Origin of the sequence: Actinoplanes sp. NPDC000266, from assembly GCF_042899005.1 — a bacterium.
Taxonomy (GTDB): domain Bacteria; phylum Actinomycetota; class Actinomycetes; order Mycobacteriales; family Micromonosporaceae; genus Actinoplanes.
Genome location: NZ_JBIAZI010000008.1, coordinates 203,847 through 224,839, shown reverse-complemented (window position 1 = coordinate 224,839; position 20,993 = coordinate 203,847). Strand labels below are relative to the sequence as shown.

The 20,993-nt window shown below is 70.6% G+C and carries 25 protein-coding genes and 1 pseudogene; 14 read left to right on the top strand and 12 right to left on the bottom strand.

Going from position 1 to position 20,993, the window contains the following annotated elements; genetic code table 11:
* Position 1: 1 nt before the first annotated feature.
* Entirely contained in the window at positions 2-532 is a 531-nt protein-coding gene (locus ACFY36_RS31405; protein WP_499749526.1) for a hypothetical protein, read from the top strand.
* A 178-nt stretch (positions 533-710) separates the two neighbouring features.
* Here ACFY36_RS31405 and ACFY36_RS31400 read toward each other — a convergent pair whose 3' ends face one another.
* On the bottom strand, positions 711-1,637 hold the full coding sequence (locus ACFY36_RS31400; RefSeq protein WP_499749525.1) for an SDR family NAD(P)-dependent oxidoreductase: 927 nt from the start codon (positions 1,635-1,637) through the stop codon (positions 711-713).
* Between the two features lie 251 nt (positions 1,638-1,888).
* Here ACFY36_RS31400 and ACFY36_RS31395 point away from each other — a divergent pair, with 251 nt between their 5' ends.
* Positions 1,889-2,296, top strand: coding sequence for a RidA family protein (locus tag ACFY36_RS31395; protein WP_499749524.1), 408 nt, complete (start codon positions 1,889-1,891; stop codon positions 2,294-2,296).
* Here the strand turns inward: ACFY36_RS31395 and ACFY36_RS31390 are convergent.
* The 5 genes and pseudogenes from ACFY36_RS31390 to ACFY36_RS31370 all read right to left on the bottom strand — a co-directional run bounded on the left by ACFY36_RS31390 (position 2,293) and on the right by ACFY36_RS31370 (position 7,410).
* Positions 2,293-2,688 carry a winged helix-turn-helix transcriptional regulator gene (locus ACFY36_RS31390; protein ID WP_499749523.1) on the bottom strand — a complete coding sequence of 132 codons (396 nt, stop codon included), beginning with the start codon at positions 2,686-2,688 and terminating at the stop codon, positions 2,293-2,295. The genes ACFY36_RS31395 and ACFY36_RS31390 overlap by 4 nt on opposite strands.
* A 190-nt stretch (positions 2,689-2,878) precedes the next feature.
* A pseudogene (locus ACFY36_RS31385) lies at positions 2,879-4,250 on the bottom strand (GH1 family beta-glucosidase).
* Positions 4,247-5,143: a carbohydrate ABC transporter permease gene (locus ACFY36_RS31380; RefSeq protein WP_499749522.1), complete on the bottom strand. Its 897-nt coding sequence runs from the start codon at positions 5,141-5,143 to the stop codon at positions 4,247-4,249. Before ACFY36_RS31380 ends, ACFY36_RS31385 begins: the two are co-directional and overlap by 4 nt.
* A gap of 2 nt (positions 5,144-5,145) precedes the next feature.
* Positions 5,146-6,078: a carbohydrate ABC transporter permease gene (locus ACFY36_RS31375; protein WP_499749521.1), complete on the bottom strand. Its 933-nt coding sequence runs from the start codon at positions 6,076-6,078 to the stop codon at positions 5,146-5,148.
* Positions 6,079-6,138: 60 nt separating this feature from the next.
* A complete protein-coding gene (locus tag ACFY36_RS31370) occupies positions 6,139-7,410 on the bottom strand; it encodes an ABC transporter substrate-binding protein (protein ID WP_499749520.1) in 1,272 nt (423 codons plus the stop codon).
* 276 nt (positions 7,411-7,686) lie between these two features.
* Here ACFY36_RS31370 and ACFY36_RS31365 point away from each other — a divergent pair, with 276 nt between their 5' ends.
* The 3 genes from ACFY36_RS31365 to ACFY36_RS31355 all read left to right on the top strand — a co-directional run bounded on the left by ACFY36_RS31365 (position 7,687) and on the right by ACFY36_RS31355 (position 10,586).
* Positions 7,687-8,700 (top strand): LacI family DNA-binding transcriptional regulator, encoded by a 1,014-nt coding sequence (locus tag ACFY36_RS31365; RefSeq protein WP_499749519.1) that lies wholly within the window; start codon positions 7,687-7,689, stop codon positions 8,698-8,700.
* Positions 8,701-8,766: 66 nt separating this feature from the next.
* A complete protein-coding gene (locus ACFY36_RS31360) occupies positions 8,767-9,132 on the top strand; it encodes a thioredoxin family protein (RefSeq protein WP_499749518.1) in 366 nt (121 codons plus the stop codon).
* Positions 9,132-10,586, top strand: coding sequence for an FGGY-family carbohydrate kinase (locus ACFY36_RS31355; protein WP_499749517.1), 1,455 nt, complete (start codon positions 9,132-9,134; stop codon positions 10,584-10,586). Before ACFY36_RS31360 ends, ACFY36_RS31355 begins: the two co-directional genes overlap by 1 nt.
* 4 nt (positions 10,587-10,590) lie before the next feature.
* Here the strand turns inward: ACFY36_RS31355 and ACFY36_RS31350 are convergent, their stop codons facing one another.
* From ACFY36_RS31350 to ACFY36_RS31340, 3 genes are read right to left on the bottom strand one after another with little or no spacing between them, the layout of a single operon-like run.
* The gene (locus ACFY36_RS31350; protein ID WP_499749516.1) at positions 10,591-10,950 is read right to left on the bottom strand and encodes an STAS domain-containing protein; all 360 of its coding nucleotides are present in this window, start codon (positions 10,948-10,950) and stop codon (positions 10,591-10,593) included.
* The gene (locus tag ACFY36_RS31345; RefSeq protein WP_499749515.1) at positions 10,947-11,216 is read right to left on the bottom strand and encodes a GlsB/YeaQ/YmgE family stress response membrane protein; all 270 of its coding nucleotides are present in this window, start codon (positions 11,214-11,216) and stop codon (positions 10,947-10,949) included. The genes ACFY36_RS31350 and ACFY36_RS31345 overlap by 4 nt, the downstream gene beginning before the upstream one ends.
* Positions 11,213-11,560, bottom strand: a complete 348-nt coding sequence (locus ACFY36_RS31340) for an SPW repeat domain-containing protein (protein ID WP_499749514.1) — start codon at positions 11,558-11,560, stop codon at positions 11,213-11,215. The genes ACFY36_RS31345 and ACFY36_RS31340 overlap by 4 nt, the downstream gene beginning before the upstream one ends.
* Before the next feature lie 99 nt (positions 11,561-11,659).
* Here ACFY36_RS31340 and ACFY36_RS31335 point away from each other — a divergent pair, with 99 nt between their 5' ends.
* Genes ACFY36_RS31335 through ACFY36_RS31325 form a run of 3 tightly spaced genes read left to right on the top strand, consistent with a single transcriptional unit; the run spans position 11,660 to position 14,210 of the window.
* A complete protein-coding gene (locus ACFY36_RS31335; protein ID WP_499749513.1) occupies positions 11,660-12,340 on the top strand; it encodes a response regulator transcription factor in 681 nt (226 codons plus the stop codon).
* Positions 12,337-13,662 (top strand): sensor histidine kinase, encoded by a 1,326-nt coding sequence (locus ACFY36_RS31330; RefSeq protein WP_499749512.1) that lies wholly within the window; start codon positions 12,337-12,339, stop codon positions 13,660-13,662. Before ACFY36_RS31335 ends, ACFY36_RS31330 begins: the two co-directional genes overlap by 4 nt.
* Positions 13,659-14,210: a GerMN domain-containing protein gene (locus tag ACFY36_RS31325; protein WP_499749511.1), complete on the top strand. Its 552-nt coding sequence runs from the start codon at positions 13,659-13,661 to the stop codon at positions 14,208-14,210. The genes ACFY36_RS31330 and ACFY36_RS31325 overlap by 4 nt, the downstream gene beginning before the upstream one ends.
* 174 nt (positions 14,211-14,384) lie before the next feature.
* Here the strand turns inward: ACFY36_RS31325 and ACFY36_RS31320 are convergent, their stop codons facing one another.
* From ACFY36_RS31320 to ACFY36_RS31310, 3 genes are all read right to left on the bottom strand, one after another.
* Positions 14,385-15,248, bottom strand: coding sequence for an alpha/beta fold hydrolase (locus ACFY36_RS31320; RefSeq protein WP_499749510.1), 864 nt, complete (start codon positions 15,246-15,248; stop codon positions 14,385-14,387).
* 86 nt (positions 15,249-15,334) lie between these two features.
* Entirely contained in the window at positions 15,335-15,697 is a 363-nt protein-coding gene (locus ACFY36_RS31315; protein ID WP_499749509.1) for a hypothetical protein, read from the bottom strand.
* 59 nt (positions 15,698-15,756) lie between these two features.
* A complete protein-coding gene (locus ACFY36_RS31310) occupies positions 15,757-16,476 on the bottom strand; it encodes an alpha/beta hydrolase-fold protein (protein WP_499749508.1) in 720 nt (239 codons plus the stop codon).
* Between the two features lie 107 nt (positions 16,477-16,583).
* Between ACFY36_RS31310 and ACFY36_RS31305 the strand changes: the two genes are divergently transcribed.
* From ACFY36_RS31305 to ACFY36_RS31280, 6 genes are all read left to right on the top strand, one after another.
* Complete coding sequence (locus tag ACFY36_RS31305) at positions 16,584-17,456, top strand: alpha/beta hydrolase family protein (RefSeq protein WP_499749507.1); 873 nt, start codon at positions 16,584-16,586, stop codon at positions 17,454-17,456.
* Positions 17,457-17,630: 174 nt separating this feature from the next.
* Positions 17,631-17,816: a hypothetical protein gene (locus tag ACFY36_RS31300; protein ID WP_499749506.1), complete on the top strand. Its 186-nt coding sequence runs from the start codon at positions 17,631-17,633 to the stop codon at positions 17,814-17,816.
* 515 nt (positions 17,817-18,331) lie between these two features.
* On the top strand, positions 18,332-18,655 hold the full coding sequence (locus ACFY36_RS31295) for an ArsR/SmtB family transcription factor (RefSeq protein WP_499749505.1): 324 nt from the start codon (positions 18,332-18,334) through the stop codon (positions 18,653-18,655).
* Positions 18,652-19,176 carry an SRPBCC domain-containing protein gene (locus tag ACFY36_RS31290; RefSeq protein ID WP_499749504.1) on the top strand — a complete coding sequence of 175 codons (525 nt, stop codon included), beginning with the start codon at positions 18,652-18,654 and terminating at the stop codon, positions 19,174-19,176. Before ACFY36_RS31295 ends, ACFY36_RS31290 begins: the two co-directional genes overlap by 4 nt.
* Positions 19,177-19,234: 58 nt before the next feature.
* A complete protein-coding gene (locus ACFY36_RS31285) occupies positions 19,235-19,747 on the top strand; it encodes a SigE family RNA polymerase sigma factor (protein WP_499749503.1) in 513 nt (170 codons plus the stop codon).
* The gene (locus ACFY36_RS31280) at positions 19,744-20,970 is read left to right on the top strand and encodes a hypothetical protein (RefSeq protein WP_499749502.1); all 1,227 of its coding nucleotides are present in this window, start codon (positions 19,744-19,746) and stop codon (positions 20,968-20,970) included. The genes ACFY36_RS31285 and ACFY36_RS31280 overlap by 4 nt, the downstream gene beginning before the upstream one ends.
* Positions 20,971-20,993 lie beyond the last annotated feature (23 nt).

Here is a 20,993-nt window from a genome sequence, read left to right as displayed (position 1 = left end):
CATGCGGAACTTCGCGAGCAGCCTGGTCGATCTGCTAGGGGTGCCGGAGCGAGCGGAGCCTTATTCGTGGGATGCCGTCGAAGCGGCGGCCGGGCTGCGGATGCCGGGGGACTACAAGGAGATGATCGACCGCACGGGAGCGGTTATCGTCGACGACTGGCTCTGCCTTTTCGGTCCAGAGCCCGGGAACAGAAGCTCGGACATCGCCGCCCTCATGCGGGAGCGGGAGCACGCCTGGGCGAAGTTCCGCGAGTCCGGCGTGGAAATGCCGAGAAAATACTTCGTGGAAGGGAGCAAGCTGCTCGCCTTCGCGGCCATCGAGGATAACTACTTCTTTTGGCACGCCAAGGAAACGGTCGCCCCGGAGGCGTGGAGCGTGGTTTTCGTCGATGCCGACCTCGAAGGCTGGTACGATTTCGAATTATCGGCCACCGAGTGTATGTACAAGGTTCTCGTGGGCGAGATACGGCTGGAACCCTTCGATGACCTGTTCGGCGGTACAGACCACAGCGCATCGGCTTTTCCCGGATGATCAACTCCGGAAACTGCGTGGAAATCTTCAGTGGTCTTCGGCTCAGGCGCCACGTCCACCGACGTCAATGCCCGTGTGTGAGAATCCCGGCCATGCTGCGTGGACGTCCCCTCATGAAGGCCACCGGCATGACCCGAGACCTGATTCGCCACCCCGCCGGCTCAGGCAGTGTGTCCTTCTACGTCAGCGTGGTGTGGCGCCCATCCCCCTGAACTCTTGACCGCACGGCCTCGAGGTAGTCCCACAGGGCGCGTTCGCGGTCGACGTCGTAGGACTCGTTCGACGACGGTGTCACACGGGTGCGGTCGATGTACGAGCCAGACGGCGCGGCCGTACGCCCGGTGACGGTGGCGGCGAGCCGGCACCCGGCCGTCGCGGCGTTGTCGATGACGGGCGTCCACGTGAGCAACGGCACGACCCGGTCGTTGAGGAAGCGGGCAAAGGGCTTGGCGTGCCGGCCGTGCCCGGTGGCGGGGACCAGGCCTGGGCTGTGCGCGACGATGTCCACGCCGAGGGGCAGGCGCCTGGCCCACTCGTGCACCAGGTACATCGCCGCGAGCCTGCTCGTCGCGTACGCGGTGTACCCCGCCGCGACGGTCGCCGGCGACGGGAAGGCGCCTGGCCGGGCCAGGACGCTCGGGTCGGCCCAGCGTGGCGCCGGGGTCAGTCCGTACGTGTGCCGCAGGTCCCCGAAGTGTGTGCCGCTGTTCGTGAGCACGATCCGGGCCGGGCCGGCGAGCCGGGATTCGAGCACACGCAGGAGCAGATGATTGGCCACCACGTTCACGGCGAACGTGGTCTCGAGGCCATCCGGTGTGGTGTGCAGGGCATCGGTGAACTGGACGCCCGCGTTGCCGGCGAACCCGCGCAGCGGCGGCAGTTCTCCCGCGTCGAGCAGAGCGCCCACGGTTCGGCCGGCCGACTCGACACTGTCGATACTCGCCAATTCGGTGTCCACGACCGTGACCCTGTCGTCGGCCCGTAGCTCACGCACCGCCTCGGCGCTGGTGGACTCACGGGCGAGAACGACAAGCCGGAGCTCCGGGTCGTCGTGCAGCAGGGCGGCAGCTGCGAAGCGTCCGATTCCCCGGGTTGCGCCAGTCATGACCAGCGTGTGCATGCTGCTCTCCGTTCCACTCGGCTCTTATGCCGATGACGTTAGAGCGACCATTTCGGGAAAACGTCACCACCGAGTGGACAGTCGGCGGTCGCTCGCGTGGGGGACTGGCGGCGGCGCCCGATGATGACGCGGTCACCTTTTGGTGACCAGGGCACAAGAAAGTGCGTTCTTCCCCCAGCCATGATCGGTCTCCTACGGTTCTCCAGTAACCGAAAGAGAGTGCGGAGGCAAGAGACATGGCCGTAGCCCTGGTGAATCCGAGCGGGCTGCCCGAGATCCCGATCTACCGACATGTATCGGTGGCCACTGGGTCGAAGCTCATCCACATCGCGGGCCAGGTCTCCTGGGACGAGACGGGCGCGCCGGTCGGCGACGGCGATCTCGCCGCCCAGGTCGAGCGGTGCTACCTGAACGTGGGAACCGCTCTGGCCGGCGTCGGCGCGACCTTCGCCGACGTAGTGAAGCTGACCATGCACGTCGTCGGCTGGAAACCCGAGCAGATGCCGCTGGTGCTGGACGGGATCAGCCGCGCGGCGGCGAAGCTGGGCGTCACCCCGGCGGCGCCGGCGTCGCTGTTCGGCATCGTGGCGCTCGACGTGCCGGAGCACCTCGTCGAGCTGGAGGCCGTCGCCGTGGTGGACTAGCCGGCGGCCAGGTCGTCGAATCGGCTTCGGGACGCCTCGATGTGACTGAGGTGACGCTGGGTCCAACCGCACATCCCGTCGGCCACTTGACGCAACCCTTCACCGGCCTCGGTGAGGGTGTAATCGACACGCGGCGGAATGGTGGGGTAAACGGTTCGCTCCACCAGCCCGTTGCGTTCCAGCATGCGCAGATTCTGGGTGAGCATCTTGTGGCTGATGCCGCCGATCTCTTTGCGCAGCGCACTGAAGCGCAGGGCGCCGTCGCCCAGGAACTCGATGATCAGCAAAGCCCACTTGTTGGCGACATCCGAGAAGATCTCGCGCGCCAGCGAGTCCGCCCGGGCCAGATCGGCTTCCGGCGGCAGTCCACTGATATCTCGCCGGGTTCCCATCCAGTACTCTCCTTCGGTTCCTCACTAACTGTCAGAGAGTATCGCGAGCTGGTTTGCCCGCGACGGCTCTATGGCAACGGCTCGTCGTGACGGCGGGCGAGCAGGGCCAGGCCGAAGACCGTGAGTCCACGCTCGCCGTCACCGGGGCCGCCACGGTGGCCCGATGATCGAGGTCGCGCGGGTCGCGTCGTCACACGGTGGTGGCCTGCTGCCGTGCCAACTGGTCCCGTAGCCAGTGGTAGCTGGCCCGCGGCGTGCGGTTTCCGGTCGGATAGTCCACGTGGACAAGGCCGAAGCGTGGACCGTACCCCCGGGGCCCACTCGAAGTTGTCGATGAGTGACCAGTAGAAGTAGCCGCGCAGGTCGACGCCGGCTTCGGCGGCGGCGGCCACGTGCGCGGCGATGAATCGGGCGCGGTCCGGGTCCGCGCCCAGGTCCTCGCGCACCTCGGCGACACCGTTCTCGGTCACGTAGATCGGGGGCAGGCCCGGGAAGCGGGCGGCGAGACCGGTCAGCGTGTCCGTCAGGCCCCGCGGCTCGATCGGCCAGCCCAGATCGGTGACCGGCACCCCCTCGCGCGGCACGGAGCGCACGCCGATGTCGCAGGCGGTGCGCAGCACCGGGTCGGCCTGCTCGTACGGCGCCGCGGCGGCGTGGATCCGGTAGTAGTAGTTCACGCCGAGGAAGTCCAGCGGGGCGCCGATGAGCTCGAGATCGCCGGCGCGCCGGAACGACAGGTCACTCACCCCGGCGTACAGACGGTCGAATCCGTCCGGGTAGGCGCCACCCAGCACCGGATCGGTGAACTGCCGGTTGACCAGCAGGTCCATCCGCCGCGCGGCTTCGGAGTCCGCCTCGGTGCCGGTCGCCGGCACGGCCGGGGACAGGTTGAGCGTGATGCCCACCCGGGCGCCCGGGCGGGCGGCCCGGATCGCCGCGATCGCCAGCCCGTGCCCTACCAGCAGGTGGTGGGCGGCCGCGAGCGCGCCGTGGCCCTCGGTGGCGCCCGGGGCGTGCCGGCCCTCGGCGTAGCCGACGATCGACGAGCAGTACGGCTCGTTCAGCGTGATCCAGTCGGCCACCCGGTCGCCGAGCCGCCCCGCGACCACGGAGGCGTACTCGGCGAAGCGCTCCGCTGTGTCCCGTACGCGCCAGCCGCCCCGGTCCTCGAGCGCTTGCGGCAGATCCCAGTGGTAGAGCGTGACAAACGGCCGGATGCCGCGCTCGCACAGGGCGTCGATGAGCCGGTCGTAGTAGTCCAGGCCCGGCTTGTTCACCTCGGCGTCGCCCGACGGCACGATCCGCGGCCAGGCGACCGAGAACCGGTAGGCGCCCGCGCCCAGGCCCTCGAGCAGGTCCACGTCGTCGCGCCAGCGGTGGTAGCTGTCGCAGGCCACCACCCCGGAGCTCCCGTCGGCGACGGCGCCCGGGCGCCGGCTGAACGTGTCCCAGATCGAGTCGGCGCGGCCGTCCTCGGCCACCGCCCCCTCGATCTGGTACGCCGCCGTAGCGGCGCCCCACAGAAACCCGGCCGGCATCCGCGGCAGTTCCGAGTCCGTCATCCTTTGATCGCTCCTTGCATGATGCCGCCGACGATCTGCCGGCCGAGCACCATGAAGATCACCAGGATCGGCAGGGTGGCCAGCAGCGTGCCGGTCAGAGTGAGGGTGTAGTCGGTGGTGTAGCCGCTGGCCAGCGAGGAGAGCGCGACCTGGACCGTGGCGTTGTCCTGCAGCACGACCAGCGGCCAGAAGAAGTCGTTCCACGCCTGCATGAAGGTGAACAGGCCGAGCACCGCCGCCGCGGGCCGCGCGGCCGGCAGCACGACGTGCCAGAAGAGGCCGAACGTGCCGCAGCCGTCGATCCGCCCGGCCTCCAGCAGTTCGTCGGGCACCGCCCGCCCGAGGTACTGGGTCATGAAGAAGACGCCGAACGCGGTGACCAGGCCGGGGACGATCACGGCGGCGAGCCGGTCGGTCCAGCCGAACTCGGCCATCAGCAGGTAGAGCGGGATGATGCCGAGCTGCTGCGGCACCACCGACGTACCGATGGCGACGACGAGCAGCGCCTTGCGGCCGCGGAAGCGCAGCTTGGCGAACGCGAAACCGGCCAGCGTCGAGAAGAAGACCACGGAGATCGTCACCGAGCCGCTGACGATGAACGAGTTGAGCAGCGCCTCGGCGAAATCGGTGGAGTCGAAGACCCGCGCGATGTTGTCGAACAGATGCCCGCCCGGGATCAGGACCGGCGGCACCTTGGCGACGGCGTCGCTGGTCTGCGACGACACGACCAGCGACCAGTAGAGCGGGAAGACCGATCCGGCCACGACCGCGAGCAGGGCGGCGTAGGTCCAGACCGAGGCCTTGCGCGGATAGCCGAAGCTGCGGCGGCGTGCCCGGCGTGGCTCGGCCGGCGTCTCGGCGCGGGTGGACGGTGGGTCGGCGAGAACGGTCACGACTACTCCTCGTCGTTGGCGATGCGCCGGGTGATCAGGTAGTTGGCGATCGCGAAGAGGGCGATGACGAGGCAGAGCGTCCAGGCGATCGCGGAGGCGTAGCCGAACCGGAACTCGCGGAACCCCTGCTCGTACATGAACAGCGCGGCGGTCTGGAACTGCCGGTCGGAGCCGCCCGTGGGCGTCGAGCTGCCGGCGAACAGCAGCGGCTCGGCGATGATCTGCAGGCCGCCGATCGTCGAGATCACCGCGGTGAAGATGATCGTCGGCCGCAGCATGGGCACCGTGATCTTCCAGAACTGCTGTGACGAGGACGCGCCGTCGAGCTCCGCGGCCTCGTACAGGTCATGGGAAACGGCCTGCATGGAGGCGAGGTAGATGAGGGCGTTGTAGCCGGTCCAGCGCCAGGCCACGATGATCGAGATGGCCAGGTGGGAGCTCCAGGTGTCGGCCTGCCAGTCGACCGGGCCGAGGCCGGCGACGCCGAGCAGCCAGTTGACCATGCCGAAGTCGCGGCCGAACAGCTGGGTGAAGACGATCGTCACCGCGACGATGGACGTGATGTTCGGCAGCAGCACACCCATGCGCAGGGTGGTGCGGGCCCGCAGCTTGTGATTGAGCAGGTGCGCGATCCAGAGCGCGACGAGCAGTTGCGGCACCGTGGACAGCACCCAGATGCTCAGCGTGTTGCCGAGCGCGTTCCAGAAGTACGGATCCTGCAACAGCTCGCGGTAGTTCGCCAGGCCCACCCATTCGTGCGCGCCGGCGTCGAGCAGGTCCCAGTCGTTGAACGAGACGTATCCGGTGTAGATCAGCGGGAAGAGCCCGAACGCGCCGAAGAGCAGGAAGAACGGGAGTACGTACAGATAGGGCGAGCCCTTGGTGTCGAGCCGGTTCAGTCTCGCCCGGCGGGCGGTCAGCGCGGGGATGGCCATGGTCGATCCTTCGTCGCCGGGGCGGCCGGCGGTCCGGGGACCGCCGGCCGTACGGATGGGCTACTTGGCGAGGCGCTCGACGTCGCTGACCGTCTGCTGCCAGGACTCGTCGGAGCTCTGCTTGCCCTGCTCGATGCGCACCAGGCCGTCGCGGATGGTGGTCTGGATGTCACCGGTGCGCGGGCCCTGGTACTGCGGCTTCAACTCCTTGGCGGCCGTCGTGAAGATCTTGCCGACCGGCGCGTCGTTGAAGAACGGGTCCTTGTACTGCGCGATCTCCGGCTTGTCGTACAACGCCGGGATGGAGGGCAGCAGCCCCTTCGAGGTGAAGACCTTGGCCTGCTGCTCGGGCGCGGTGAGCCAGGCGGCGAGCTTCTTCGCCTCCTCGACGTGCTTGCCCTGCTTGGGCACGGTCAGGTACGAGCCGCCCCAGTTGCCGCCGCCGCCGGGTACGGCCGCCACGTCCCACTTGCCGGCCGCGTTCTTCGACTGGTCCTTGATCTTGGCCATCATCCAGGCGGGGCAGGCGATGGTCGCGAACTGGCCCTTGGCGAAGCCGTTGTTCCACTCCGGGCTGCTCTCGAGCAGCTTGGCCGACAGGTCGCTCTGGACCGCCCGGACGACCAGGTCCCAGGCCTTGCGGACCTCGGGGTTGCTGCCGACGACGACGGTGTTGTCCTCGCTGTAGAAGCCCACCGGCGCCTGCCCGATGACGGCGTTGTACAGCGCGCCCGCGCCGTCGAAGAACGCGGTTCCGGCCGGCGCCTTCTCGGTGTACTTCTGCCCCTGCTCGATGTACTTGTCCCAGCCGGCGGCCCACGACGCGGAGACCTTGTCGCGGTCGGTGGGCAGGCCGGCCTTCTGGAACAGATCGCGCCGGTAACAGATGGCCAGTCCGCCGACGTCGGTGCCGTACCCGATCTGCTGGCCGTCCTTGGTCAGCGACGCCTGCCATTTCCACGGCAGGTACTCCGGCTGGCGCTCGGCGCCGAGGTCGGTGAACTGCTTGCCGACATCGCGCATCTGCGCGATGAAGCCGGTGTCGACAGCCTCGATGTCGCCGGCGCCGGAATTGGTGGCGAGATGCGTGGCGAGGTTGCGGTGGTGATCGTTGTAGGCGGCCGTACTCTCCTTGATCTTGACGTTGGGGTTCGCCTTCTCGTACTCCCGGTACAGCTCCTCGTAGCCGAAGTTGCCGAACAGATTGACGTTCAGCGTGACGTTGCCGCCGTCGCTGCCCGCACCGTCGTCGCCGCCGGAGCCGCATGCGGTCAGCATCACCGCGGCGACCGTCGCTGCGGTCAGGGCCCGCACGGATCGAGACAAGAGCATGACAGTTCTCCCCTTTTGGTGTGATGTAAACGGTTACATGAAACCGGTTACATACCGCAGAACCGAAGTTGTGAATGAGCTGAATCGAGAGAATGGCCGGCATGGATGCGGCCGGGGAATCACTTCGGAGGGGTGGGTGTGGCCCCTCGAGCCAAGAGTTTGCATCGATGGGTGCCGCTGTCGTCAAGTCACAAAAAGGTAACGCGATCCACTGTGTTGACTGGCGCGACACGGCGCTGTTACCTTTTTGAAACCGGTTACATTAGGGTGTTCGCCGTGTCCAGCATCAGAGAATTGGCACGCCGGTGCGGCGTCTCCGTCGCCACCGTGTCCCGCGTCTTCAACACTCCGGAGGTGGTCAGCCAGCAGACGCGTCAGCTCGTTCTCGGCATGGCCGCCGAGATCGGGTACCTGCCGAACGAGTCGGCCCGCACCCTCGCGACCAAGAAGTCCAACATGGTCGGCCTCGTGTGGGACACCGACCACCGCCGCCCCGGCTGGCGGCATCCCTTCCTGCAGGACATCCTGGTCGCGCTGAAGAGCGCGCTCAGCGCGCACGGCCTGAACCTGCTCATGCTCGCCCCCGACCCGGGCGCCGGCCCGGCCGACCCGCGACGATTCCTGCGCGCCGTCCAGCGTCACAACGTCGACGGCGTGGTCATCATCGACAACGGCAGCCGGGACCCCGCGGTGCTGGCCCTGGTCGACGCCGAGGTGCCCTGTGTCGCCCTCGACCTGCGCTTCACCGGGCCGACCTGCACCTACATCACCTCCGACAACGCCGGAGGCGGCCGGCTGGCCGCGGCCCACCTGATCGAACGCGGTCACCGGCACATCGCCACCATCGCCGGCCCGGCCCGTAACTGGCCGGCCGCGCAACGCCTGGCCGGCTTCCGGGAGGCGCTCGCCGAGGCAGGGATCCCCCTGGCCGATGACGACGTGGTGGCCGGCGACTTCTATCTGGACAGCGGGCACGCCGCCATGACGAAGCTGCTGGCCCGCGATCCCCGCCCGACCGCCGTATTCGCCGCCGGCGACGAGATGGCGGTCGGCGCGATCAAGGCGATCCACGAGGCCGGCCTGCGCGTCCCCGGCGACGTCGCCGTCATCGGCTTCGACGACATCGAGGTGGCGGCGCTGATACCGCCCGGCCTGACCACCGTCACGCAGGACAAGACCGGCTTCGGCACAGCGGCCGCGGAGTCGCTCATGGCCATGCTCGCCGGCACGGCGACCCCGCCGGAACCGACGACCCTGCCCACCACGCTGGTCCTCCGCGGTTCGACCTGAGCGGGCCGGGAATTTCCTTTCCCCCGTTGTCGTTTCGCCGGTGCGCCACGAAAGGGGACTGCACAGATGAGCACGGTGAACCTGACCAAGGAGAGCTTTCAGCAGACGGTGACCGGGGACGGGATCGTGCTGGTCGACTGGTGGGCCGACTGGTGTGCGCCCTGCCGTAGCTTTGCTCCGGTCTATGAGAAGGCCAGTGAGCAGCATCCTGACATCGTCTTCGCCAAGGTGGACACCGAGGCCGAGGAGCGGCTGTCGGCCATCGCCGGCATCTCGTCGATCCCGACTCTGATGGTCTTCCGTGATGGTGTCATGGTCTTCTCCGAGCCCGGTGCCCTGCCCGGGGCGGCCCTGGAGAAGGTCATCACGGCCGTTCAGGAGCTGGACATGGATGAGGTGCGGGCCACGCTCGACGCCACCTCGCAGGGCTGATGCCGTACGGGCTCGGCATCGACATCGGGACCACGAACACCAAGGTCGCGCTGGTCGGTGGCGGGCGGGTGCGGGCGGTCGCGTCCGCGCCCACGCCGGGGCCGGGGGAGCTCAAGGGCATGCTGGCCGGGCTGATCGGCCAGGTGCTCGAGGGGCGGGCCGCGCCGGACGCGGTCGGCATCGCCTCCATGGCTGAGACCGGGGTGCCGATCGACGCCTCCGGGGAGCCTCTGGGGCCCTGGCTGCGGTGGCATGAACAAGAGGCCGGAGCGGCGGCGGACGCCCTGGCCCGGCGGCTCGGGCGGGAACAACTCATCGCGGCCACCGGTGTGCGGCCCAGCGCCAAGGTGCCGCTGGCCAAGCTGGCCTGGCTGCGCGAGCATCGGCCTTCCCTGTGGGCGGCCCTGAAGTCCTGGTCGGGCGCGGCCGACCTGGCCTGTCTTCTGATCACCGGACGGCTCGCCACCGATCACACCCTCGCCGGCCGCAGCATGGCCTATCGCCTTCCCGCGGTGGGGGAGTCGCCGGCCGGGGCTTTCGACGCTGATCTGCTGGCCGAGGTCGGCCTGCGTCCCTCGCAACTGCCGGCCGTGGTTGCTCCCGGTGAGGCCGCGGGTGTGGTGCGCGATCCGGCGTTCGTGGCCTGTGGGCTCCGGGCCGGCACGCCGGTCGTGGTGGCGGGGCACGACCATCAGGTGGGCGCGTACGCCTGTGGGGTGCGCGCTCCAGGCGACGTGGCCGATTCGGTCGGTACGGCCGAGGCCGTCATGACGGTGGTCGGCGGTCACCCGTCCGCCGTCGAGGCCGGTCGCGCCGGCATGAGCGTCGTGCTCACCGTCGAAGGCGGACACCGGGCCCTCCTCGCCGGTTCCGCCAGTGCGGGCGCCGCGATCGCCTGGTGGCGGGAGAACGAGGGGGACGGCGCGTTCGCCGGGGTGGCCGCGCTGGGGGACGAGCCGACCGGTGTCATCGTGCTGCCCTACCTCGCCGGACGGCAGACGCCATCGCCCGATCCCGCCGCGCGCCCGCGAGTGGCCGGGCGGCGGCCGGAGCACCACCCCGCCCTGCTGGCCAAGGCGCTGCTGGAAGGACTCAGCCTGCACGCGCGCTGGATGCTGACCGAGCAGCTGCGCCTGGCCGGCGAGCCGGAGCCGCGCTTCAGCGGCGACCGGGAGCCGCACCCGGCCGGCGAGCCCGAGCCCACGGTCTATCTCTTCGGTGGCCCGCTCGCGGCCAATCCGGACTGGGTACGCGTCAAGGCCCGCACCTTCGCGGGCGGCCTCCGTCTCGTCCGCGAACCGGAGACGGTTGCGGCCGGTGCGGCCCTGCTCGCCCTCGCCCGTGCCGGTCGCACCGCGGCGCCCCGCCTGGACTCCGAGGCCGTGGCGGGTGGGGGTTCCTCGTACGACCTGATGTTCGAGCGATTTGTCGCCGAGGCCGAAGGGCGGGCCTGATCAGTCAGGCGCCCAGCTGCTCCAGCGCCGTGTCCCGGTCGGGATAACTGTGGAAGGCGCGGTCCAGCCGCATGGTGTGCAGGACCGTCTGGACGAAGGGGGACGGCGCCACCAGGGCGAACGTCGCCCCGTGCTGACGGGCCTCCTGGCGGGCCCGCACCAGCAGGCCCAGGGCGGCCGAGTCGATGAACTTCGCGGCGTGCAGGTCCACCACCACGTGGGGGTGGTCGGCGGCCGCTTGCATCAGGTCGTCGCGCAGGTGGTCGGCCAGGGTGGCGTCCAGGTCGGTCAAGGGCGTCACCACCGCCGTGTCGCCCAGCGTGCGGACGTAGTAGGACGGGCCGTGGGCCGGTGCTGCCGTCATCGCGAGTACCTCCGATCGGCCGTGCCGGCCACCAGGGCGATGCCGCCACCCGCGAAGACCACCTGCAGGACGATCTCCACCGGGGCGACGCCCGACGTGTCCACGCCGGCGAAGCGGGCCACGACCGTGGCGAAGACGGCCGCGCCCACGGCCACGGCCACGGGCACCCAGAACGGGACGCCCCGGGTCGCCGGCACGAGCCAGCGGGCGCCGGCGCCCAGCGCGGCGCCGACCAGCAGGGCGGTCACGAGGCTGCTGGCCGTCATGAGCGGGAAGCCGGCCGGACCGGTGACAGCATGGCCGCCACGCTCACACCCGAGAACATCACGACCAGGACGCCGATGATGACGTTGTTCCAGGCCACGGCGGGGTGATGGCCGTAGCCGAGCACGAACGGCGCCGCCACCAGCCAGGCGCCGAGCAGCGTCAGCACCACGCCGAGCGCGGCCGTCCGCCCCGGCCTCAGCAGCCGCACCAGGCCCAGGACGGCGACCGCCGTGCCCGTCGCCACGTCGCTCGTGGCCGCGTACGACGAAAGGTCGGGGGCGAACAGGGGCGTCAGGGCGATCCACACCCCGGCCAGAACCGTGAAAACGCCGGTCGCTGTCATGCCTCCACGGTGACCGACGTATTTGACGGTTCCATGACAAGGTCACAGATCCTTGGGTACGAACGTGCCGGCCCCACCGCGACCGGGCATCATGCGGTTATGACCTCCGTGCTGCTGATCGAGGACGACGACCGGATCCGGCTGTCGCTCAGCCTGGCCCTGGAGGACGAGGGATACACCGCGCACGCCGTCGCCACCGCCGAGGACGGGCTGGCCGAGCAGCGGCGGGTCGGCGCCGACACGGTGCTGGTCGACCTGATGCTGCCGGGCATGGACGGCTTCGAGTGCATCCGCCGGCTGCGCCGCGACGACGACGTGCCGATCGTGGTGATCAGCGCCCGGGACGACACCCACGACATCGTGGCCGCGCTCGAGGCGGGCGCCGACGACTATCTGGTCAAGCCGGTGGCGGTCAAGGAGCTGGCGGCCCGGCTGCGGGCGCTGCGCCGCCGGGGCCGGGCGGCCACCGAGTCCCCGGCCGTGCGGGCGCTCACCTTCGGAGATCTGGAGCTCAGACCGGAGGCCGGAGAGGTACGTCTGCACGGGGCCGAGGTCCGGGTCACCCGCACCGAGTTCCGGCTGCTCTGCGAGCTGGCCGACCACCCGGGCCAGGTGCTGTCCCGCCAGCAGCTGCTCCAGCGCGTCTGGGGCTACCAGGTCGGCGACGAGCGCCTGGTCGACGTGCACGTGGGCCGGCTCCGCCACAAGATCGAGGACGTGCCGGGCGCGCCTCGCCACCTGGTGACCGTGCGCGGCCTCGGCTACAAGCTCCAGCCGTGAGGCGGGCCGGTCTCCGGACCCGGGTCAGCGCCGCGTTCGCCGTGGGGGCGCTCGCGCTCTCCGTGTGTGTGACCGTGGTGTCGTACGAGCTGACCCGAAGCACTTTGTTCCGCGAACGGGAGCGTACGGCCGTGCGGGCCGCCTACTTCGACGCCGCGCTGATCGACGCGAGCCTGCGCGGCGGCGCCACGAACGTGGCCGACGTGCTGGGTTCGCTCGACGCCGGCGGCGACCGCTACGTGATGGTGCAGCGGGCCGGGCGCTGGTATTCGCGCACCGCCGACACCGACGCCCACGCCGCCGTGCCGGCCGCGTTGCAGGAGATGGCGGCCGAGGGTGGGGCGGCGGCACAGCGCATCCGCCGCGACGGGGCGCCGGCTCTGGTCATCGCCGTGCCGCTCGACGACGACACGGTGTTCTACGAGATCGTCGCCCAGCGCGAGCTGGAACGGACCCTGCAGGTGCTGGCGCTGGTCCTGGCCGCCGTCGCGATCATGATGGCGGCCGGCGGGGCGGCGGTCGGCTGGTACGTCACCCGGCACGCCCTGCGGCCCCTCGGCGCGGTCGCCGACGCGGCCCGGGACATCGCCGGCGGCGATCTGCAGACCCGGCTCGACCCGGATACCGAGCCCGATCTGGCCGCGCTGGCCGCGTCGTTCAACCACATGGCCGACGAGCTGGACCGGCGGATGCGGCGTGACCGGCGGTTCGCGGCCGACGTCAGCCACGAGCTGCGATCCCCGCTGCAGACCCTGGCCGCGGCGGTCAGCGTGGTCGACCGCCGCAAGGACGGCCTGGACGAGCGGTCGGCGGCGGCGCTCGGGCTGATCGTGGCCGAGGTCAACCGGTTCCAGGAGCTGGTCGGCGACCTGCTGGAGCTGGCCCGCGGCGATCAGCCGGTGAGCCGGGAGCCGACCGACATCGTGGCGCTGGCCGAGCGGGTCGTGCGGGCACATGGCCTGGACCCGGACATTGTGGAGAGCGACGACCCGGGGGAGTGGCGGGTGGACGCGCGGCGGGTGGAACAGACACTGGGCAACCTGATCGAGAACGCCGTTCGGTACGGCGGTGGGCCGGTCGCCGTACGAGTGGGAAAGGGCTTTCTGGAAGTGGACGACGCCGGGCCGGGCGTGCCGGAGGACCTGCGGGCGTCGATCTTCGACCGTTTCGTGCGGGGGCCGGCGGCCGGGGCGCGCGGTGCGGGGGACGGGACCGGGCTGGGGCTGGCCATCGTGGCCGAGCACGCGGCGGCGCACGGCGGGTCGGCGTCGGCCGGTGAGCGGCCCGGCGGGGGCGCGCGATTCCGCGTGGAGCTGCCGTGAAGACCGTACAGCGAATGGGAATGGTCCTGGGTGTCGCCCTTCTGGCGTCGTGCGGGGTGCCGGCGGAGGACTCGCCGCATCCGGTCGAGCTGCCCCGGGCGCCGCTGAACAACTCGGGGACGCCGGCGGTGCCACCGGCCGGTGAGGTGGCGCATGTGCTGTGCCTGGTGCGTGACGACCGGCTCGTGCAGTCGGTGCGGCGGGCGCCGTCCTATCCGAGCGTGCAGCAGCAGATGAACGACCTGGTGACCGGGCCGGCGCCGGAGGAGAGCGAGAGCGGGCTGTCGACGGCTCTGGCCGGGCTCACGGTGACCGCGACGGCCGGGCCGGGCACGCGGGTGACGGTCGAGGTCTCCGAGGGCGAGACCCACAAGGACGACATCTTGGCGTACGGGCAGATGGTGTGCACTTTGACCGCTCGCCCCGACGTCGCCGCGGTGTCGTTCACGCGGGAGGGGCGCGGCCTGGAGGTGCCCCGCGCCGACGGCACCCTCACCGAGGGGCCGCTGACCTCCGGGGACTACGCGGCGCTGGTCGCACCGGCCTGACCGGGAACGTCCTGCCGGTCGTGCTGGGCCACGTCACGGCCGGCAGGACCGTCCGCGTCCGGGCGCCCGCATCGGTACGCCCGGACGCGAACCGGAGTGGGGTTCCGTCCCGCACACCATGCTTCGCGCCGCACATGACCATTGGCCCGCCGCCGTATGACAGTTGTGTGACGCTTACGCCGGCTGGGTGCGGCGGCCGGCCTGGTCGATGATCTCGTCGATCACCTGGGTCCAGACGGCCGCGGGCGGGAACTCGTGGCCGACGCCCTCGAGCCAGACCAGCCGCGAGCCGGGGATCTCGGCCCGCAGGGCCCGGGCGTGGGCGCCGGGGAGGAACTTGTCGAGGGTGCCGTGCAGGATCAGCGTGGGAACGGTGATCTCGCCGAGCCGATGCCGCACGGCGGGGCCGCCGGAGCAGCAGTAGTGGTTGGTCTGTGAGGCCGTCATGTCCTGCGTACGGTCGAAGATCCGCTCGGCCAGCCGGCGCAGATGGGCGTCCTCGGCGGTGAACGGGCCGCCCAGCTGGCGGGCCGTCGCGACCATGCTCCGAACGCTCGAACGGCGGTCGGTCCAGTCGCTCTCGCCCCCCTCGCCGGTCGCACCCAACGGCAGGTCGTCGTCGCCGGGGCCGGGCGAGGTGGACATCAGCACCAGCGACAGAACCCGGTGGGGGCGTTCGACCGCGAGACGCTGGGCGATCAGGCCACCCATCGAAAGACCGACGAGATGAGCTTGATGTACGCCGAGAGCGTCGAGCACGCCCAGCGCGTCATGAGCCAGGTCCACATCGGAGTACGGCGGGGCGCCGGCCGGGAACGAGGTCGACCGCCCGGTGTCGCGATGGTCGTACCGGATCACGAACCGCCCGCCGGCCGCGAGGCGGCGGCAGAACTCGTCCTCCCACCAGTCCATCGAACTGGCGGCGCCGGCGATGAGCAGCAGGGCGGGATCGCCCGGCTCGCCGAACGTCTCCACACACAGCTCGATGCCGTCGACCGGCATCATCGTCTCGGTGACCACCCGCCCATTGTCGGCCATCGGACTTCACGGGCAGGTTAAAAATCGATCACTCATGGCTGTCTTTTCCGGTGTCCGGGCCTTTCGCGGCCCGGACACCGGCGCGTTCAGCGGTCCGCGGCCACCGCGGCGGTGCGCGCCTGGGCCCGTACGGCCCGCAGCGAGAGACCGGTCAGCGCGATGGCGATCACGAAGAGTGAGAGGTGAAGGTACGGGTTGGCGATCGGCACGAAGCCGATGATCGCCACCGGGATCTGCACGACCGCGATCAGGCCGGCCAGCCACCAGCGGTTCCCGCCGCTCCACAGCAGGGCGGTCCAGATCGGCGCCGACACCACGACCAGCGTCAACGCGTCGAGGAGGGCGTGCATGTAGGTGTTGTGCACGGCGTTGTGGGCGAATGCCTGCGCGGGCGCGGCGATCCACAGACCGGCGAGGACGAGGGCGAGTACGGCGGCGGCACGACGCATGGGGGTCCTCCAGCGTGTTGAGACCGTTGCTCTGAGTCATTTACGGTACGGACGACGCCTCAGCCCCGTAAAGCCCCGGCGACGAAGTCGAACCCTTCGGGTATGCACCGCGACCAATATCCGAAGTTGTGCCGCCCCGGCCCCGTGGTCATCCGGGCCGGCCGTTCCGGCAGCTCAGCGGCGAGATCCTCCACGTTGCCGAGAAGATCGTCGTCCTCGCCGCACCACAGGCCGACCGGTGTGCCACGAAGATGACTGACTGACGTGAATACCTCATCTCCTTTTCGCACGGCCGGGGAAAAGGCGGCGACGGCCTTCGCGAAACCGGGAAAGGCCTCGGCCAGGAGAAGGGAACCGTAACCGCCCATGGACCAGCCCCAGAGAGCGACGCGGGAGGTGTCGAAACCGCGTTCGGCACACCATCGGGGGAGTTCCTCGTGGACCATTCGCTGGGGGTCGTCGCCCTTGTCGGGCTGCCACCACAGGCGGTCGCCGGTGGCGCCGGCCAGGACGAACGGGGGCGCGCCCCGGCGTACGGCATCGGTGAGGAAACGGCCAAGACCCAGACCGGGGAAATCGGCGGCGGTCTTGGAGCCGCCGTGCAGGATCAGGCAGACGGGCAGGCCGCGGCCGTCGCCGAGACCGGCGGGCACGGCCGTGTAGAAATCGACCAGCCGGCCCCGGGCCCGCGAATCGCGCCGGGTCAGCCGCTCGTCACCGACGGGGGCGTGCGGGACCAGGGGTTCTGGATCACCCGATCGGCTACGGTATCCGGCCAATCCGGCAACTGCGGCGACTGTCGCCCCAATGCCTACGAATGTTCGTCGTCTCATCGCCACCCACAACGGTGATCGCCCCCGTTGCGTCACGTTCATAGGCTCACGACGTGCGCAGCGTCCTCCCTCCCCGCGGGTTCTTCCGGCGCGGGCCGCTGCCCTTCCTCGGCCCTCTCTCCGGCTCCCTGGCCTTTCTCGGCGAGCCTGCCCGGCTGCGGCGGGCCGGTGCGGTGCTGGTCGCTCTGGTGCTCTTGCTGAGCGGCTTCGGGCCGGCGCGGGCCGCCACCGCCTCGGTGCGGGTGATGACGCGGACGGTCATGCTCGCGCGTGACGCCGACCGGCCGCTGCCGACCACGATCTGGTATCCCTCGCCGCTCACGGGGCGCCACCCGCTGATCCTGTTCAGTCACGGGCTGGGCGGGATGCCGTCCGACTTCGCGCCGTTGATCGCGGGCTGGGCCGAGGCGGGTTACGTGGTGGCGGCTCCGGCCTACCCGCACACGAACCGCCGGGTCCGCGTCGTGCGAGCGGACGTGCGGTCGCAGCCGGCGGACGCCCTCTACGTCGTCGATCAGGTGCGGCGCCTGTCCGGCGTGCCCGGCGACGCGTTCTTCGGCCACCTGGATCCGTCGCGCTGGGCCGCGGTCGGCTTCTCGGCCGGTGGTACGACCACACTCGGGCTCTTCGGCCCCGGACACGACCCGCGGCTGCGAGCGGGCGTGTCGGTCGCCGGTCGCGAGGCGCCGTCCGGATTCGGCGGCCGCCCCGCGCCGTTGCTCTTCGTGCACGGCTCCCGTGACCGCGTGGTGCCGATGGCTGCCGCCCGCCGGGCCTACGGTGCCGACCCGTGGCCGAAACGCTTCGTCACCGTCCGCAATGCCGGTCACGGTGAGTATCTGCGTCCCGGTAACGCTTCGTACGTCCGGATCTCCGGCCTGATTCTCGCCTTCCTGGCTGCTCAGCTGCCCGTGTCCCCGAGTTGAGGGTTTTCGGGAAGAGCTGTACGCGCGGTTGATCAACCCTGCCCGAACGGCCGGGTCAGCACTCACTGTAATGTTGCCTAGGCTGCGTTGGTGCATTTAACTCACGTCGCAGTGGCCGCAGCAGTGACTTTGAGTGTTGCCGGGGTTTCTTACTCAGCGTTGAACCCGGAAGCCTTGAAGCAGAAGGCGCAGTCGGTGGCCGACCGCGCCACGTGCCGGACGGTGGACGCCGCGATCGTCGCCTACGTGGGCATCAACGGCACGGCCCCCACCTCGATCACGGAGGTAGCCGACTTCGTGAAGGGCGACGTCTCCGCCTACCGCATCGTGAAGGGCCAGGCCGCCGGCCCGGGCTGCTGACCAGCGGCCTTTCGCGCTTCGCCGTCAGCGCCCCGCTTCTCGCGCCTGGCTTTTCGTGCCGCCTGGCTTTCGTGCCGCCTGGCTTTCGTGCCGCCTGGCTTTCGTGCCGCCTGGCCCTCCGCGCAGCCCGCCCTCCGCGCCGAGTTTTACCCCGCGGTCCGCGCTCGCCCTCCGCGCCGAGCTGTACCCCGCGGTCCGCGCCGAGCTGTGCTCCGCGGTCTGCGCCCCGCCCTCCGCGCCCGCGCTGGCCCCGCGGTCTGGTCTCGGCTCCGCGCGGGCCCCGCGGTCTGGTCTCGACTCCGCGCTGGCCCCGCGGTCTGGTCTCGGCTCCGCGCGGGCCCCGCGCGGTCTGCGCCGCCGTCCGCGCCGCCCTGTGCCCCGCGGTCTGCGCCCCGCCCTCCGCGCCGCCCTTCTGCCCCACCCCTCCGATTGGTGCTGCCACTTCTGCCGGCCAACCGTATGGCGTTCGAGTGCATGCCTTGACGGTTATATAACTGCGATGGCATGTTGAGGGCGTGGATGCCTTTGCGGCGATCGCGGAGCCGACCCGGCGGAGGATCGTGGAGGCTCTCCGGCTTCGTGAGTGCACGGTCTCCGACCTTGTCGGCCTGCTCGCGATGAGCCAGCCGGCCGTTTCCAAGCACCTCAGGGTGTTGCGGGAGGCCGGGGTGGTCGCCGTGCGTACCCGGGCTCAGCAGCGGATCTATCGCCTCGATCCGGCGCCTTTTCGTGAGCTGGATGCCTGGCTGGCGCCGTACCGCAATCTCTGGGCTCATCATCTGGCGGCCCTGGAGCGCCATCTGGACGCGGTGGGACACGACATCAAGGAGGAGCAATGACCGAAGAGATCGCCACTGCGGCGGGTGGGGCCGAGCTTGTCGCGGCGGACGGTGACCGGTGGACGCTCGTTTTCGTGCGGGAGTTCCGGCACGCGCCGATCGTCGTGTGGAGTGCGCTCACCGAGCCGGAGCAACTTGATCAGTGGGCGCCCTTCGTCCCCGTACGCGATCTCGGGTCTTTGGGTGAAACGACTTTGACCATGGTGGACGGTGCCGCGCGGGAGGATGTGCCGGCCGTGGTGACCCGGGCCGAGGCTCCTTCGCTTCTTCAGTACTCGTGGGGTGGTGATCTTCTGCGGTGGGAGCTCGAGGAAAGCCCGGGCGGGACCCGCCTGATCTTGCGGCATACTCTCTCGCACCCCGGCATGGAGGCCATGGTCGCGGCCGGGTGGCATCTGTGCGCCGAAGTGCTGCGGCGGCTGCTGGACGGGCGGCCGGCCGGGGTGATCCGCGGGTCCGATGCGATGAATCACGGCTTCGAGGAGCTTCGCGAGGGGTACGCCAAACTATTCGCGATCTAGGTGCAACGCCCAGCCGCCCCCGCTTGTCGTGAATGGTGACAACGGCGGAAGGACGGCGATGGCATCAAGCCCACGAGCGGGCTTCGACGATTTCGTGCGGACCCGGTCCACGGGCCTGCTGCGGATCGCCTACCTGCTGACCGGTGACCGGCATGCGGCCGAGGACCTTTTACAAGAGGTTCTCGAGCAGATGTACGTCCGTTGGCGGCGCATCGACGGCATGCCCGAGGCCTATGCGCGCCGTGCGCTGGTCAACCGGTCGACCAACCGCTGGCGCCGCCGCGCGTTGCGTGAGGAGATCTCGATCGAGGGTCACCTGGAGACCCGGGTCGAGCCCGATCACGGCGACGACGTGGCGATCCGTGAGGCCGTGCTGGTCGCGTTGCGCGACCTGCCGCCCCGGCAGCGGGCCGCCGTCGTCCTGCGTTATCTCGCCGACCTGCCCGTCCATGAGGTCTCCGCGGCGCTCGGCTGCACGGAGGGCACGGTCCGGAGCAACGCCGCCCGCGGTCTGGACCGGCTCCGTGAGGTGCTCGGCCCGGCCGTCGTCCCGGACGGAGGAGAACGATGAGCAACACCGACATCCGACAGGCCCTGGCCCGCGCCACCGACCATCTCGAGGCTCCGCCCGACCTTCTCGACCGGGTGCGCGCGGGCGGCCGGCGCCGGGTCGTGCGGCGCCGCACCCTTCTGGCCGGCGGGCTGGCCGCCGGCGTCGCCGGGGCCGCCGGTGCGGCCTTCGCGACGCGGTCCAACCGGGCACCCACCATCCCCACCGCCACCCGGGGCGACCTCGCCGGCGATCTCGAACTGCTCGGGCGCGTGCGGGAGACCTGGCAGGAGATGGTCGGCCCGGGCGTCACGCGGATCCACTGGGCCGGGTCCACGCCGGCCGGCCCGGTGGCGCTCGTGGCCCAGCAGATCCAGGCCGCCTTCGACGCGCTCGGCTTCGTCGACTCCGACGGCGATCAGCTGCGGACCACGGGCAGCACCTTCCACGTGCCGTACGGCACCGTGCCGCCGGGCGCCGTGCTCGCCGGGCCGGACCGCGACGTGCTCGTCGTCGCGACCGCCGGGCGGGCGATCAGGTTCTCGCCCGACTACGTCTTCGACGGCCACGGGCAGGTCCAGCGCACCTTCGCCCCGCTGCCCGCCGACGCCGACGGCATGGCGATCCGGCGGTTCGAGGCGGCCGACGGGGTCGTGCGGATCGCGCTGCGGCAGGACGGCGAGGATCCGGCGGTGCCGCTGGCCAATCTGCACGACGTCGTCGACACCGGCGCGGCCGACAATCAGATCCCCGAGCGGATCGAGCGGGACATGCCGGGCTGGGAGCGGGCCGGCCGCGCCACCGTCGACGGGTGGGACATCGTCACCCTGCCCCGGTACTCCGACCCGTACGGCTACCACGCCTGGACCGGCCCCACCGAGTGGTACCTGCGTGCCGCCACCCCGGACGGGCGCCGCCTGGTCGTGCAGACCGTGGCCCTCGACGGCACCGCGCGCGTCTTCTGGATGCATGACTCGGCCGCCGAGACGCCGACGCCGCACTATCTGGGCCTGCTGGAGGACGGCCTGGCGACCGAGACGCCCGGCGGTCTGAGCATTTTCCACGCCCGGCTCCCGCAGCGCCTGGGCGTGGCGGTGGCCGCGCTCAACTGTGCGCTGCGCTACCGCGCCGCCGCCGGCTCCTGGCTGCCGGCGACAGGTCCGGCCGCGCTGCTTCCCGACGCCGCCACCGAGCTCGAGGTCACTCCGTCGCGGGGGCAGCGGGTACTGGTCCCTCTGCCATGAGAGACCGCCGGGTGGGCACTAGG